10 protein-coding genes and 1 tRNA gene are annotated in these 15,221 nt (G+C 60.9%); 8 read left to right on the top strand and 3 right to left on the bottom strand.

All coding sequences use genetic code 11. From position 1 onward, the window contains the following. Positions 1 to 2: 2 nt before the first annotated feature. Together ACW55A_RS12915 and ACW55A_RS12910 are read right to left on the bottom strand one after the other, a co-directional pair. Positions 3 to 1,265 carry an MFS transporter gene (locus tag ACW55A_RS12915; RefSeq protein ID WP_455808010.1) on the bottom strand — a complete coding sequence of 421 codons (1,263 nt, stop codon included), beginning with the start codon at positions 1,263 to 1,265 and terminating at the stop codon, positions 3 to 5. Between the two features lie 146 nt (positions 1,266 to 1,411). Next, complete coding sequence (locus tag ACW55A_RS12910) at positions 1,412 to 2,860, bottom strand: glyceraldehyde-3-phosphate dehydrogenase (protein WP_003436627.1); 1,449 nt, start codon at positions 2,858 to 2,860, stop codon at positions 1,412 to 1,414. Between the two features lie 205 nt (positions 2,861 to 3,065). Between ACW55A_RS12910 and mfd the strand changes: the two genes are divergently transcribed. The 3 genes from mfd to ACW55A_RS12895 all read left to right on the top strand — a co-directional run bounded on the left by mfd (position 3,066) and on the right by ACW55A_RS12895 (position 9,874). Then, positions 3,066 to 6,518, top strand: a complete 3,453-nt coding sequence (mfd, locus tag ACW55A_RS12905) for a transcription-repair coupling factor (RefSeq protein ID WP_498811020.1) — start codon at positions 3,066 to 3,068, stop codon at positions 6,516 to 6,518. A gap of 11 nt (positions 6,519 to 6,529) precedes the next feature. Then, positions 6,530 to 7,054: a CsiV family protein gene (locus ACW55A_RS12900; protein ID WP_498811019.1), complete on the top strand. Its 525-nt coding sequence runs from the start codon at positions 6,530 to 6,532 to the stop codon at positions 7,052 to 7,054. Positions 7,055 to 7,129: 75 nt separating this feature from the next. Beyond that, positions 7,130 to 9,874, top strand: coding sequence for a DEAD/DEAH box helicase (locus ACW55A_RS12895; protein ID WP_498811018.1), 2,745 nt, complete (start codon positions 7,130 to 7,132; stop codon positions 9,872 to 9,874). Positions 9,875 to 9,887: 13 nt separating this feature from the next. Here ACW55A_RS12895 and ACW55A_RS12890 read toward each other — a convergent pair whose 3' ends face one another. After that, a complete protein-coding gene (locus tag ACW55A_RS12890) occupies positions 9,888 to 10,454 on the bottom strand; it encodes a cysteine hydrolase family protein (RefSeq protein ID WP_003371601.1) in 567 nt (188 codons plus the stop codon). A 113-nt stretch (positions 10,455 to 10,567) separates the two neighbouring features. On the opposite strand from ACW55A_RS12890, the gene ACW55A_RS12885 reads away from it, so the two are divergent. From ACW55A_RS12885 to ACW55A_RS12865, 5 genes are all read left to right on the top strand, one after another. Beyond that, positions 10,568 to 11,317, top strand: coding sequence for a 3-oxoacyl-ACP reductase family protein (locus tag ACW55A_RS12885; protein WP_455808013.1), 750 nt, complete (start codon positions 10,568 to 10,570; stop codon positions 11,315 to 11,317). Between the two features lie 178 nt (positions 11,318 to 11,495). Continuing rightward, positions 11,496 to 11,585, top strand: a tRNA-Ser gene (locus ACW55A_RS12880). Positions 11,586 to 11,868: 283 nt separating this feature from the next. Then, the gene (gene rbsK / locus ACW55A_RS12875; RefSeq protein ID WP_455808014.1) at positions 11,869 to 12,795 is read left to right on the top strand and encodes a ribokinase; all 927 of its coding nucleotides are present in this window, start codon (positions 11,869 to 11,871) and stop codon (positions 12,793 to 12,795) included. A gap of 29 nt (positions 12,796 to 12,824) precedes the next feature. Further along, positions 12,825 to 14,156, top strand: a complete 1,332-nt coding sequence (fucP, locus tag ACW55A_RS12870; RefSeq protein ID WP_498811017.1) for an L-fucose:H+ symporter permease — start codon at positions 12,825 to 12,827, stop codon at positions 14,154 to 14,156. Then, positions 14,153 to 15,220: an aldose 1-epimerase family protein gene (locus tag ACW55A_RS12865; RefSeq protein ID WP_368985003.1), complete on the top strand. Its 1,068-nt coding sequence runs from the start codon at positions 14,153 to 14,155 to the stop codon at positions 15,218 to 15,220. Before fucP ends, ACW55A_RS12865 begins: the two co-directional genes overlap by 4 nt. The last annotated feature ends 1 nt before the right edge of the window (position 15,221 follow it).

Here is a 15,221-nt window from a genome sequence, read left to right as displayed (position 1 = left end):
TTTCAGGCCCTGCGTTTCCAGGGACGGAAGCTGAGCCAGAGCAGCACGCCAGGCAATTGCAGGGCAATCATGAGGCCCAACGACCACTGGTAAGCCTCGAACGAGTGACCGGCACCCTGAGATGCTGGCCATAGATTAAGGACAGCGCCCATCAGCCACTGGAGGAAAAACGCCAGCACGAATACCACCAGATTGAATGAAGAACTCACCCTGCCCGCCAGTTCCGGTGATACCGATTGCGCCACAATGGCGTAGTTCATGGTCGTCGAGGTGCCGAAGAAGCTGAAGCCCATGGCAATCAGGTAAGGCGATACCGGCAAGCCGCTGGCCATCAGCACCTGAAAACCGATAAAGATCACCGTACCGGTGCCACAGATCATGATTGGCTGCACACCGAACCTGCGCAGATAATCGGTGATCGCGCCGAACGTCAGAGATCCCGCCACCATCGCGATAGCTCCGAACAACAGCACATTGGCCATCCCGGAATCGCTCAAGCCCGCCATATCACGTAACCACGGCCCCATCCACAGAGACAGGACCGACATGTAGATGGCGTGCGCGAACACCGAGTACAGCGCCAGACGCCAAAACTTCCACGACGAGTACAGTTTGCCGACCGCGGCAAACATATCGCTGTATCGCGTGTTTTTACTTTCGTAGGCTTTGGGGACGCTGAGGTGTATGACCACCGCCACACAAAAGGTCAGCAGCGCCAGAACAAGAAATGCTTCTCGCCAGGTCAACCAGCTCAGCAGCACATGCAAAGGCGTAGTCGACGCCATCGCGCCCAGCCCGCCAATCGACAGCAGACAGGCGGTACTCAGTGGCAAACGCTCGACCGGCAACCAGATGGCACACGCCTTGATGGCGCTCATCAGCGAACCCGCCACCCCCAGGCCGATCAGACCACGCCCGATCAACAACCCGGTTTCGGTGCTGGAAATACTGAAGATGACCGAACCGGCAACCGCGAACAACAGCATCGGCGCCTGAACGCTGCGTGGCCCATAGCGGTCCAGCATGACGCCGAGCGGAATCTGCGCGGCGGCGAAGGTCAGAAAGTACACGCCGGTCAGCAAACCCAGACTGCTGGCGGGCAAGCTCAGGTCAGTTTGCAGATCGACGTAGATCACCGCATTGACGGTACGAAACAGGTAGGAAACGAAATGCCCCAGCCCGAAGGGGATGAAGATCGTCAGAAACAGCAGGAAGAAGCTGCTGTTGAGGGGGTGTTGCGAACCGTCCAGGGCCGAACTGCTCATCCTTGATACTCCATCGTCCAGAAAATCTGCGCGTGACAGATTCTCATGGTCAGCCATAAAACAAAACGGGCCGAAGCCTGCTTGCGCAGGGATCGGCCCGTTTATCTGCTGCCCCGGTCAGACCGGGCAGCTCAAGCGTTCAACGTTTACTGCGGGAATGCTGGCGGATTGACGTCTGCCATGTCTTCCATCACGCGAACTACCTGATGGCTGTAACCGAATTCGTTGTCGTACCAGACGTACAGCACAACGCGGTTGTCATTGACGATGGTCGCTTCGGCGTCCACCACACCGGCGTGACGCGAGCCGACGAAGTCAGTGGAGACCACTTCCTGCGAGTTCACGAAGTCGATCTGCTTGTGCAGGTCCGAGTGCAGCGCCATGTAGCGCAGGTACTCGTTCATTTCTTCGCGAGTGGTCTGCTTCTCGAGGTTGAGGTTGAGAATGGCCATGGACACGTTCGGCGTCGGAACGCGAATAGCGTTGCCGGTCAGCTTGCCGGCCAGCTCAGGCAATGCCTTGGCAGCAGCGGTAGCGGCACCGGTTTCGGTGATGACCATGTTCAATGCAGCGCTACGGCCACGACGGTCGCCCTTGTGGAAGTTGTCGATCAGGTTCTGGTCGTTGGTGTACGAGTGAACCGTTTCGACGTGACCGTTGGTGATGCCGAACTTGTCGTTGACCGCCTTGAGCACCGGCACGATGGCGTTGGTGGTGCAGGATGCCGCCGAGACGATCTTGTCGTCCGCAGTGATTTCACCGTGGTTGATACCGTGCACGATGTTCTTCAGCTTGCCCTTGCCCGGCGCGGTCAGGACCACGCGGTCGATGCCCGGGCAGGCCAGATGCTGACCCAGACCGTCGGCATCACGCCATACACCGGTGTTGTCCACCAGCAGAGCGTCCTTGATACCGTACTGGGTGTAATCCACCTCGGACGGGTTCTTGGCGTAGATCACCTGAATCAGGTTGCCGTTGGCGGTGAGCGTGCTGTTGGCTTCGTCGATGGTGATGGTGCCATCGAACGGACCGTGAACCGAGTCACGGCGCAGCAGGCTGGCGCGCTTGACCAGATCGTTTTCCGCGCCCTTGCGGACCACGATGGCGCGCAGACGCAGGCCGTCGCCACCACCGGTCTTCTCGATCAGGATCCGCGCCAGCAGGCGGCCGATACGACCGAAACCATACAGCACGACATCGGTGCCCTTGCGTGGGCTGGTGCCCTGCTGACCCACTACACTGGCCAGTTCTTCGCGAACAAACTGCTCTGGCGTGCGGCCATTGCCTTCGGTCTTGAACTTCACGGCCAGCTTGCCCAGGTCCACCGAAGCGGCACCCAGCTTGAGCTCGCTCATCGCCTTGATCAGCGGGAACGTCTCGTGTACGGACAACTCAACCGCATCGGACTGACGATGACGCGCAAAGCGGTGAGCTTTGAGAATCGCGATGACTGAACGGTTGATCAGGCTACGGCCATAGATCGAGCTCACCACATTATTATTGCGGTAGAGCTGACCGATGAGCGGGATCATCGCTTCGGCGAGAGCTTCACGATCAATCCATTCACCAAGACACTGGTCGGGCTTCTGAGTCACGGGAACCTTCCACATGTAGGGGCTGAAAAAAGGGGCTACATTATGACCGCGCCTTTGTTTATGAGCAATGCACGGCTGTCATATCGACGCGCACTACATAATTTTCGCCCGTAAACACTCGGTAATACTCCGGAAAACTGACAGCCACCACCTTCCCCCGTTACAATCGCCGCCCCTGTTGCAACGCCTGGAGCCCGACCTTCCCGTGCCAGTTCTGCGTCTACCGCATCTTTCTGCCGCTGCAGGCAAACAACACTGGGGCAATCTTCCCGGTGCCACACTGAGCCTGGCCATTGCCGAAGCCGCCAGCGCGGCGAAGCGCTTCACCCTGCTCCTGACCGCCGACAGCCAAAGCGCCGAGCGGCTCGAGCAAGAGCTGAAGTTTTTTGCGCCTACGCTGCCGGTTCTGCACTTCCCGGACTGGGAAACCCTGCCCTACGACCTGTTTTCGCCGCACCAGGACATCATTTCCCAGCGCATTGCCAGCCTTTATCGCCTGCCGGAACTGGAGCATGGCGTTTTGGTAGTTCCCATCACCACCGCCCTACACAGACTGGCGCCGACCAAATTCCTGCTCGGCAGCAGCCTGGTACTGGATGTCGGCCAGAAGCTCGACGTGGAAGCCATGCGTACGCGCCTGGAGGCCAGCGGCTACCGGTATGTGGACACGGTCTACGAACACGGCGAGTTCACCGTACGCGGGGCGCTGATCGATCTGTTCCCGATGGGCAGCAAGCTGCCGTTTCGTATCGACCTGTTCGACGATGAGATCGAAACGCTGCGTACCTTCGACCCGGACACCCAGCGCTCCATCGACAAGGTCGAGTCGGTACGCCTGTTGCCCGCCCGTGAATTCCCGCTGCAGAAAGAGGAAGTCACACGCTTCAAGGCGCGCTTTCGCGAACGCTTCGACGTGGACTTCCGGCGCAGCCCGATTTTCCAGGACTTGAGCAGCGGCATCACGCCTGCCGGCATCGAGTACTACATCCCGTTGTTCTTCGAGGAAACCTCGACGCTGTTCGATTATCTGCCGCAGGACACCCAGGTGTTCTCCCTGCCGGGCATCGAACAGGCTGCCGAGAACTTCTGGAACGACGTGCGCAACCGCTATGAAGAACGCCGCGTCGACCCGGCCCGGCCGCTGCTGCCGCCAGCCGAGTTGTTTCTCCCGGTAGAAGACTGCTTCGCGCGCCTGAAAAACTGGCCGCGCGTGGTCGCCAGCCAGCAGGATGTCGACGCCGGTGCCGAACGCGAGCGCTTCCCGGCGCAGTCCCTGCCGGACCTGTCCATCGAAGCCAAGGCCACTCAACCACTGGCGGCCCTGTCGAATTTTCTGGATGACTTCCCCGGTCGCGTGCTGTTCACCGCGGAGTCCGCCGGGCGCCGGGAAGTGCTGCTGGAACTGCTCGAACGCCTCAAGCTGCGACCCAAGACCGTCGACAGCTGGCTGGATTTCGTCGACGGCAAGGACCGGCTGGCAATCACTATCGCGCCGCTTGACGAAGGCCTGCTGCTGGAACAACCAGCCCTGGCGCTGATCGCAGAAAGCCCGCTGTTCGGCCAGCGCGTCATGCAGCGCCGTCGCCGCGAAAAGCGCACCGACGGCGGCAATAACGATGCAGTCATCAAGAACCTCACCGAGCTGCGCGAAGGCGCGCCGGTGGTGCACATCGATCATGGCGTGGGCCGTTATCTCGGGCTCGCGACCCTGGAAGTCGAAAACCAGGTCGCCGAATTCCTGATGCTGGCCTACGCCGAAGACGCCAAGCTGTACGTCCCGGTCGCCAACCTGCACCTGATTGCCCGCTACACCGGCAGCGACGACGAAACCGCGCCGCTGCACCGCCTGGGCTCGGAAACCTGGCAGAAAGCCAAGCGCAAGGCTGCCGAGCAGGTCCGTGACGTGGCCGCCGAACTGCTGGATATCTACGCGCGTCGCGCAGCCCGCGAAGGCTATGCGTTTGCCGACCCGAAAGCCGATTACGCGACCTTCAGCGCAGGCTTCCCGTTCGAAGAGACACCGGATCAGCAGACCACCATCGATGCCGTGCGCGCCGACATGCTGGCGCCCAAGCCGATGGATCGGCTGGTCTGTGGCGACGTGGGTTTCGGCAAGACCGAAGTGGCCATGCGTGCCGCCTTCATCGCCGTGCATGGCGGGCGTCAGGTGGCCATTCTGGTGCCGACCACCCTGCTCGCCCAGCAGCACTACAACAGTTTCCGCGACCGTTTCGCCGACTGGCCGGTGACCGTCGAGGTGATGAGCCGCTTCAAGTCGGCCAAGGAAGTCAGCGCCGCGGTTGCCGATCTGGCCGAGGGCAAGATCGACATCGTTATCGGGACGCACAAGCTGTTGCAGGATGACGTCAAGATCAAGAACCTCGGTCTGGTGATCATCGACGAAGAACACCGGTTTGGCGTGCGCCAGAAAGAACAGCTCAAGGCGCTGCGCAGCGAGGTCGATATTCTGACCCTGACCGCAACGCCGATCCCGCGCACCCTGAACATGGCCGTGTCGGGCATGCGTGACCTGTCGATCATCGCCACGCCACCGGCGCGCAGGCTGTCGGTACGCACTTTCGTGATGGAGCAGAACAAGCCGACCATCAAGGAAGCCCTGCTGCGCGAGCTGTTGCGCGGCGGTCAGGTCTATTACCTGCACAACGACGTCAAGACCATCGAGAAATGCGCCGCCGACCTGGCCGAGCTGGTGCCGGAGGCGCGTATCGGCATCGGCCACGGGCAGATGCGCGAGCGCGAACTCGAACAGGTGATGAGCGACTTCTACCACAAGCGCTTCAATGTGCTGATCGCCTCGACCATCATCGAGACCGGCATCGACGTACCGAGCGCCAACACCATCATCATCGAGCGCGCCGACAAGTTCGGTCTGGCCCAGTTGCACCAGTTGCGCGGTCGCGTCGGGCGCAGTCACCACCAGGCCTATGCCTACCTGCTGACCCCGCCACGCAAACAAATCACCCCGGATGCCGAAAAGCGTCTGGAAGCGATTGCCAACACCCAGGACCTGGGCGCGGGCTTCGTGCTCGCCACCAACGACCTGGAGATCCGTGGCGCAGGCGAACTGCTCGGTGACGGCCAGAGCGGCCAGATCCAGGCGGTGGGCTTCACCCTGTACATGGAAATGCTCGAGCGCGCGGTGAAGTCGATTCGCAAGGGCGAGCAGCCCAATCTCGACCAGCCGCTGGGCGGCGGACCGGAAATCAACCTGCGCGTGCCGGCACTGATCCCCGAAGCCTACCTGCCGGATGTGCATACGCGCCTGATCCTCTACAAGCGCATTGCCAACGCCGCCGACGAAGAGGCCCTCAAGGACCTGCAGGTCGAAATGATCGACCGCTTCGGCCTGCTTCCGGAACCGACCAAGAATCTGGTGCGTATCACGCTGCTCAAACTGCACGCCGAACAGCTGGGCATCCGGAAAATCGACGGTGGCCCGCAAGGTGGCCGTATCGAGTTCGCGGCCGAGACGCCGGTTGACCCACTGACCCTGATCAAGCTGATCCAGAGCCAGCCCAACCGCTACAAGTTCGAAGGTGCCACGCTGTTCAAATTCATGGTTCCCATGGAGCGCCCGGAAGAGCGCTTCAACACGATCGAAGCGCTGCTTGAGCGCCTGACCCCGAAAACTGCTTGAAGGATTCACGCATGCGTCTGTTTCGTTCATTGATCCTGCTGCTGACGCTGATCGCGCCGACCGCGTTCGCCGACGGCCTGTATCAGGTCGAGATTCTGCTGTTTCGCCAGAACGGCGAGCCGGCCTCGACCCGCCAGCTTGTACCGGAAAACTGGGACAAGGGCGCACAGAAGATCGACGCGAACGATGAACGAAGCCCCGCCCTCAATGATCTGGCGAGCAAACTGCAAGGCAGTGGCAACTATGAAGTGCTGATGCAGCGCGCCTGGCAGCAGAGCATCGGCAGCGAACCGGGCAAAGTCGCCATCACCAATGGTGAAGAGCGGCTTGGGCATTTCCCGATCGAAGGTACAGTGAGTCTGGCGATGGCATGCTTCACCGATATTGGTGCACAATTCTGGGTCAACCAGCTGGACCCGCATGGCGTGGTCATCAGCAGTGAACGATTGAAGCAGACTGCCAGGGTAAAGAACGGTGAGCTGACCTATCTGGACAACGGCAACCTCGCGTTGCTGATCAAGGTTTCTCCTCTTTGATCTTTACGTACGCAAGGGACGCCCGGGCGTCCCCTTTCTTTTTGAGCATCGCTGCGGCGTAGGGCTTTTTAAAACTTGTCGTCCATTCTCGAAAAAGTCCTGGCTGCGGCCTGGACAGACCTATTCCACGAGCGAACGCTTGAGCGAGGGCGCGACTACGCCCGGCAAAAACGCATCGTGCTGGAAGACTCCAGCCCGCAGATCATCCGCACCGCCTGTCGAGGCTCGGGCCTGGAAATCTATACCCAGACACTGCTGTTCAAGGACCCCGATCGCTACAAGAATTACCTGACCTGCAAATGCACCTGCCCGGTTCGCAACGATTGCAAACATTGCGTGGCCGCCCTGCTGTTTCTGCAGGACCCGCAAAACCGTCCGTTGCTGCAGGCCGCACTGGCCTCGCACCAGCAAGAGCCGGAAAAGCCCGTCGAGCAAAAACCCAGGCTGCCGGAGCGCCTGATCGATGACCTGCAGCCACGGCCCAGGCTGATTCTGGCCAGCATCGAGTTCAGTGCCTACGAGCCGCGCAACGGGCGCATGCAGCGGCACATTCAGCACCGTGCCGCGCTGGCCTTTGCCTACGGCAAGCATTACGCGGTCGGCACCACCAACGTCAGCATTCTGGTCAGTTCGCTGGGCAGCGATCTGGTGAATCAGAAAAGCGACATCATCGAACACACCGACACCGAAACCCTGCGCATCCGTCGTCAGGGCGAACGGGAGCGGCAGTTGCGTCAGGAACTGGCCGACCTGGGCTTCAAGGTCGCCACCCGGCAAAGCAAGGCGTTGCCCGACAGCGCCGGCGACATGTACGAACTGCCCAACGACAAGGCCTGGCTGCACTTTGTCCTTGATGACCTGCCGCGCCTGCGCGAGCAAGGCTGGGAAATCGACATTCAGGACGAGTTCGGTTTCGACGTCACGCCGGTGGAAGACTGGTACGCGGTCATCGACGAAGAGAACGAACGCGACTGGTTCGACCTGGAACTGGGCATCATCGTCAACGGCGAGCGCCTGAGCCTGCTGCCGATTCTGATCAACCTGATCCGCAGCCATCCCGAACTGATGAGCCCGTCGGCCGTGACCAAGCGCGGGGACGAAGAACAATTGCTGGTGCAGCTCAACCACTTCACGCAAAGCGGCGGCAGCCCGGTACAGATCGCCCTGCCCTATGGCCGACTCAAGCCGGTACTGGCGACGCTGGGGGACTTCTACTGGCGTCAGGAGGGCAACAACGCGCTGCGCATGAGTAAAGCCGATGCGGCGCGCCTTACCCAGCTCGAAGACCTGCCGCTGACCTGGCAGGGCGGCGACCGCCTGCGTCACTTTGCCGAACGCCTGATCAACATCAAGGACGCGCCGGTCAGCCTGCCCGATGGCCTGAACGCCACGCTGCGCCCGTATCAGCTGGAAGGCCTGAGCTGGATGCAGTCGCTGCGCGAGCTGGAAGTCGGCGGTGTGCTGGCCGACGACATGGGCCTGGGCAAGACCCTGCAGACCCTCGCTCATCTGCTGATGGAAAAACAGGCCGGACGCCTCGACCGCCCGGCGCTGGCGGTCATGCCGACCAGCCTGATACCCAACTGGCTGGACGAGTCCGAGCACTTCACCCCGGATTTGAAAGTGCTGGCTCTGTACGGCGCCAATCGCCACCAGGACGCCGGCAATCTTCAGGATTACGACCTGATCCTGACCACCTACGCGCTGTTGCCACGGGACCTGGAACTGCTCGAAAAACAGCCCTTCCACGTGCTGATTCTCGATGAAGCGCAGTACATCAAGAACCCCAACAGCAAGGCCGCCCAGGCCGCACGCAACCTCAACGCCCGCCAGCGCCTGTGCCTGAGCGGTACGCCACTGGAAAACCACCTGGGCGAGCTGTGGTCGCTGCTTCACTTCCTGATGCCCGGTTGGCTGGGCAACAGCAAGGAATTCAACAGCAATTACCGCACGGCGATCGAAAAGCACGGCAACCAGGACCGCTTGCATCACCTCAATGCGCGCATCAAGCCGTTCCTGCTGCGTCGCACCAAGGAACAGGTCGCGACCGAACTGCCACCCAAGACCGAGATCATCCACTGGGTAGACCTCAACGACGCGCAGCGCGATGTGTACGAAACCGTGCGCCTGGCGATGGATAAAAAGGTCAGGGACGAAATCACCCGCAAAGGCGTGGCACGCAGCCAGATCATCATTCTCGAAGCGCTGCTCAAGCTGCGTCAGGTGTGCTGCGACCTGCGTCTGGTCAATAAGGACATGCCGGTCAACAGCAAACAGGGCACCTCGGGCAAGCTCAACAGCCTGATGGAGATGTTCGAAGAACTGCTGGCCGAAGGTCGCAAGATTCTGTTGTTCTCGCAGTTCACTTCGATGCTCAGCCTGATCGAGGAAGAGCTCAAGCAACGCGGTATCGCCTACGCCCTGCTGACCGGGTCGACCCGCGATCGCCGCACACCGATCCATGATTTCCAGAGTGGCAAGCTGCCGATCTTCCTGATCAGCCTCAAAGCAGGCGGCACCGGCCTCAACCTGACCGCCGCCGATACGGTGATCCACTACGACCCGTGGTGGAATCCGGCAGCGGAAAATCAGGCGACCGACCGCGCGTACCGTATCGGCCAGGACAAGCCGGTGTTCGTCTACAAGATGATCGCGCGCGGCACCGTGGAAGAGAAAATCCAGCGCCTGCAACGGGAAAAATCAGCGCTGGCCTCGGGTGTGCTTGACGGTCGCACCAGCGGCGACTGGAAATTGCGCGACGAAGATTTGCAGGCACTGTTCGCCCCGCTTCCCGCAGCCCCGAAGAAAACCCGCAAGTAAACCCGTCCGGCGCTTATTCGACAGCAACCTGCTGGAGAATTTGCGCCGTGGACAGGACCGTGGCGTATTCACCGTGCAGGTTGGCCAGCGACATTGCATGCACGTCCTCGGCACTGCGCGGCGTGCCGAAGAAGTCCTGTTGATCGAAGGTAAAGCAGGCATCGTGCGCGACCAGCACATCAAACCCCAGATTGCCGCCACTGCGCGCGGTGGACTCGACCGAATTGTTGGTGATCACGCCGACAATCACCACCTGCCCAATCCCGTCCGAACGTAACCACATCTCCAGAAACGATCCGCAAAACGCGTCAGGCACCTGCTTGCTCAATTCCCGCTCATCGGCGTGCGGCAAGAACGCTGGCTGGTACTCGACCCCCGACTGCTCCGGCCAGAACACTGATTGCGGCGACGTCGAGAAATGCCGGACATGAATCACCGGCCGCCCGGATTGTCGCCAGGCACTCAGCAGCGCGCCGATATTCGCCTCGGCCTGCGGATTGTTACGCCGCCCCAGCTTGGGGTGATTGATGCCCTGCTGCATGTCGATCAGGATCAGCGCGCTGTTGCCTTGAATATCCATGATGAATCAGTCCGAACTTTTGGTTCAGCAAGACTATCGCAATCAAGGTCTATTCTGGTCGCAATCGTCGATAGGCTCAGGCCTGTCCGAGACCTGCCCCCAAGGAGAACATCATGATCGAACACCTTAAACTCGCCGGCAAAGTAGCGCTCGTGCAGGGCGGCTCACGCGGTATCGGCGCGGCCATCGTCCAGCGCCTGGCCAAAGAAGGCGCCGCCGTGGCATTTACCTACGTCAGCTCCGAGGTCAACGCTCTGGAGATTCAAGACAGCATCGTCGCCAATGGTGGTCGGGCACTGGCCATTCGCGCAGACAGTGCCGATGAGAAGGCAATTCGCCAGGCCGTGCAGAACACCGCTGAAACCCTTGGCAGGCTGGACATTCTGGTCAACAACGCCGGCATTCTGGCGATCGCACCACTCAATGAATTCAGCATGCAGGACTTCGACAAAACCCTGGCGATCAACGTGCGTAGCGTGTTCATCGCCAGCCAGGAAGCCGCCCGGCACATGGAAGAAGGCGGCCGCATCATCAACATCGGTAGCACCAACGCCGACCGCATGCCCTTTGCGGGCGGTGCCACGTACGCCATGAGCAAGTCGGCGCTGATCGGCCTGACCAAAGGCATGGCCCGCGACCTCGGCCCGCAGGGCATCACCGTCAACAACGTCCAGCCCGGCCCGGTGGACACCGACATGAACCCGGCGCAGGGCGAATTCGCCGAAACCCTGAAAGCACTGATGGCCCTGCCCCGTTACGGCACCAGCGAAGAAATTGCCAGCTTCGTTGCCTACCTCGCTGGGCCTGAAGCGAGCTACATCACCGGTGCCAGCCTGACCATCGATGGCGGCTTTAGCGCCTGAACTTCACGAGACGAGCGGCGCTGCGCCTCAGCGTCGCACCGCCTTCTTGGGCTTTTCAGTGGCACATAAGCGTTTATTTGCTTAAGCGCATGAAAAATCTGAAAAAAAGTTTTGCGTTAGGAAAAGGTTTCGACTACATTAGCGCGCCTCGACAGACACAACGTTGTCGTCGAGATACGGTGAGGTGTCCGAGTGGCTTAAGGAGCACGCCTGGAAAGTGTGTATACAAGAAATTGTATCGAGGGTTCGAATCCCTCCTTCACCGCCATATTTGAAACACACAAAACCCCTGAATTCTTCAACGAATTCAGGGGTTTTGTGGTTTCTGGGGTCTAAAAAAATGGCCGTGGAATCAATTATTCAGGGGCACGCCTCACGCGCGCGACAACCCTGCCTCCAATCCGGAACGGCCACCCAAACGCCCTGCAGGCGTTTTGATAGCGCACGCTCATATCAAAAAATAAAGATTGAATCCTCACAGAAAATGTTATTTAAATAACATAAATAAAGCCGTCGAGGCTTCCATCGGCGCTGGTGAGGTCAAAATAACAATGAGCAAGATTGCAGTCATCGGCAGCAACATGGTCGACCTGATTACTTACATCGAACGCATGCCTGCCCAAGGCGAGACGCTCGAAGCACCGCGTTTTGCCATGGGCTGCGGCGGCAAGGGTGCCAATCAGGCCGCTGCCGCAGCGCTGTTGGGCGCGGACGTGCTGATGCTCAGCAAGGTCGGCGACGATGCTTTTGCTGATACCACCCTGGCCAATTTTCAACGGCTGGGCATTGATACACGCTTCGTCGAACGGGTGCCGGGCGTGTCGAGCGGCGTCGCGCCGATCTTCGTCCAGGAGAACTCCCATAACAGCATCCTCATCGTCAAAGGTGCCAATGCTCACCTGAGCCCGGCCGATATCGACCGCGCCGAGGCGCAGCTGCGCGATTGCGCGTTGATTGTGCTGCAACTGGAAGTCGAGCTGGCGACCGTTTACCACGCCATCGCCTTCGCTCATCGGCATGCCATCCCGGTGCTGCTCAATCCGGCACCGGCCTTGGCCGGCCTGAGCCGCGAGCACTTGGCGCAGCTGGATTTCCTGATCCCCAACGAGAGCGAGCTGGCATTGATCAGCGGCCAGCCGGTGACGTGCGCCGAAGAGGCGGCTCAGGCGGCACGGCAATTGGTCAAGCTGGGTGTACGCCACGTCATCGTCACCCTGGGCGAACAAGGGGCGCTGTACGTCGGCGCCGAAGGCGAGTGGCAGGTGCCAGGGGTCAAGGTTCAGGCGCGCGACACCACGGGTGCAGGTGACGCCTTCATTGGCTGCTTCGCCCGGCACTGGAGCCAGGACGGCAATATTCGCCAGGCCATGCACCAGGCGGTGGCCTACTCGGCCTGCTCGGTCACCGGCCTCGGCACGCAATCTTCTTACCCCGATGCGCCGACGTTTGCGCGCTTCCTCGATGCATCGGCCAACTGACACTCACCAGCATCTCGCGGAGAACAATAATGAATAAGCCTGCGCTGCAACAAACCCCGGACGGGTTCTACCTGAACCGTACGCCGTGGTTCGCCTTCCTCCTGCTCTGCAGCATCTTCGCCCTGTGGGCGGCGGCCGCGAGCATGAACGACGTGCTGATCGCGCACTTCAAGAAGGCCTTCCTGCTCAGCGACTTCCAGACCGCTTTCGTCCAGTCGGCGTTCTACCTGGGCTACTTTTTCGTCGCCATTCCGGCCGCACTGGTGGTGCGTCGCTTCAGCTACAAGACCACCATCCTCATCGGCCTGATGCTGTACCTGTTCGGCTGCGCCCTGTTCTTTCCAGCGGCGTCGACCGCCAAGTACGGCATGTTCCTGATGGCACTGTTCGTCATCGCCGCCGGCCTGTCGTTTCTCGAGACCGCGTGCAACACCTATTCGACACTGATGGGGCCACGGGAAACCGGCACACGGCGCCTGAACATCTCGCAGACCTTCCACCCGTTCGGCGCAATGACCGGTGTATACGTCGGCAGCTTCGTGATGTTCAAGGACACCGACGCCACCAGCGAACAGTTGGCCCAGATGAGCGCCAGCGAGACAGCAGCGCAGCAATTGCAAATGATCCAGTCGACCCTGCTGCCGTACAAATGGATGATCGCGGTACTCATATTGATGTTCTTCCTGATCGCCATCACCCGCTTCCCCGCGTGCAAGGGCAACGGCACCGTCAGCGAATCGCGTTCGAGCATCGGCCAGAGCCTCGGCCGCCTGCGTCGCAATCCGCGCTTCAGCTTCGGTGTACTGGCGCAGTTTCTCTACGTGGGCGCGCAGGTCGGGGTGTGGAGCTTCACCATTCGCCTGGCCATGCAAATGGGCGGCATGAACGAGCGCAGTGCCTCGTGGTTCCTGCTGACCACCTTTGCCGCCTATTTCATCGGCAAGATGATCGCCAACCTGCTGATGCGCAAAATGCATCCGGCCAAAGTTCTCGCGGTGTATGGCGTGCTGTGCATCGCGCTGCTGGCCTACACCATCCTGGTGCCGAATATCACTGCGGTGTATGCCGCCGTAGGGGTCAGTGTGTTTCTCGGGCCTTGCTGGCCGACCATCTATGGTCTGACCATTGACGGGCTCGGCGAGGACACCGGTGTTGGCGGCTCGTTGCTGGTGATGAGCATCGTCGGCGGTGGCGTGATGCCGATTTTCCAAGGCCTGCTCAGCGACGCCAATGGCGGCAACATGCAGATTGCCTATAGCGTGCCGCTGCTGTGCTTCGTGGCCATCGTGATGTACGCAGTGTACTGCATGCGTCAGCCGCAACCGGTGCTGGGTGGTTCGGCCACGGCGGTGGCGCAATGAGTAGCGAAGCGTTGCGCCTGCCGCTCTACCCCCAGCTCTGGGACCAGACCAGCCGGCTGCTGCTCGAATCCGAGAATTTCAGCGTGCGTGCCTGGACCTACCCCAGCGGGGTCAAGGCGCTGTCACTGGAAAACAGCCGCGGCAAGCTGGTGATCCTGCCCTGGCAGGGGCAAATGATCTGGTCGGCCGAATTCGACGGCGTTGATTTGACCATGCTCAATATGTTCACCCAGCCGCGGCCCAGTGCCAGCGTGATCGGCACCTACGGCTGTTTCATGTTTCACAGCGGCCTGCTGCGCAACGGTTGCCCGGGGCCGGAGGATGATCATGCGCTGCACGGCGAGATGCCCTGCGCGCCGATGGACGATGCCTGGCTGCAGGCAGGTGAAGACGAGCACGGCGCTTATCTGCGCCTCGGCGGCACCTGCGAATACGTGCAGGGCTTCGGCGACCATTACCGGGCCAGTCCGAGCGTGACCCTGCGCCCGGCCAGCGGGCTGTTCGAGATCGGTATGCAGGTGGTCAATCTGGCCGGCAAGCCCATGGACCTGATGTACATGGCGCACATGAACTACGCCTACGTCGACGGCGCCCGCCTCACCCAGCCCCTGGGCTGCGAGCGCACACGGGTGCGTGCCAGCGTGCCGGCCCATGTGCGGCCGACGCCGACCTGGAGCGCCTATATAGCAGAACTGAGCGAGGACCCGACCCGCCTCAAGGTGCTCGACTCGCCCGCGCTGTATGACCCGGAAATCGTCTGCTTCTTCGACGACGTGCGCAGCGACGCTCAGGGGCAGGCGCACTTCTTCCTTGATCATCCCGACGGCGCGGCGTTCTACACCCGCTACAGCCCCCTGCAATTTGAACATGCCGCGCGCTGGATCCTGCATAACACCGATCAGCAGGTGGCGGCCTTCATCTTGCCGGCTACCTGTGAACCGGAGGGCTACCGCGCCGAACTCGCCAAAGGCAACGTGCGCAGCCTCGCGCCCGGTGCCAGCGCCGAGTTCAGCCTGACCACCGGTTACCTGAACGCAGCCGAACGCCGGGCGCTGCAACCGTGAT

It is taken from the genome of Plantibacter cousiniae (nom. nud.) (assembly GCF_977070315.1).
This window is presented reverse-complemented; position numbering and strand designations above follow the sequence as displayed.

Excerpts from the sequence above, each read along its gene's own strand:
- ACW55A_RS12900 (WP_498811019.1), top strand. The coding sequence starts at position 6,530 with ATGCGTCTGTTTCGTTCATTGATCCTGCTGCTGACGCTGATCGCGCCG.
- ACW55A_RS12915 (WP_455808010.1), bottom strand. The coding sequence starts at position 1,265 with ATGAGCAGTTCGGCCCTGGACGGTTCGCAACACCCCCTCAACAGCAGC.
- fucP (WP_498811017.1), top strand. The coding sequence starts at position 12,825 with ATGAATAAGCCTGCGCTGCAACAAACCCCGGACGGGTTCTACCTGAAC.
- ACW55A_RS12865 (WP_368985003.1), top strand. The coding sequence starts at position 14,153 with ATGAGTAGCGAAGCGTTGCGCCTGCCGCTCTACCCCCAGCTCTGGGAC.
- ACW55A_RS12890 (WP_003371601.1), bottom strand. The coding sequence starts at position 10,454 with ATGGATATTCAAGGCAACAGCGCGCTGATCCTGATCGACATGCAGCAG.
- rbsK (WP_455808014.1), top strand. The coding sequence starts at position 11,869 with ATGAGCAAGATTGCAGTCATCGGCAGCAACATGGTCGACCTGATTACT.
- ACW55A_RS12885 (WP_455808013.1), top strand. The coding sequence starts at position 10,568 with ATGATCGAACACCTTAAACTCGCCGGCAAAGTAGCGCTCGTGCAGGGC.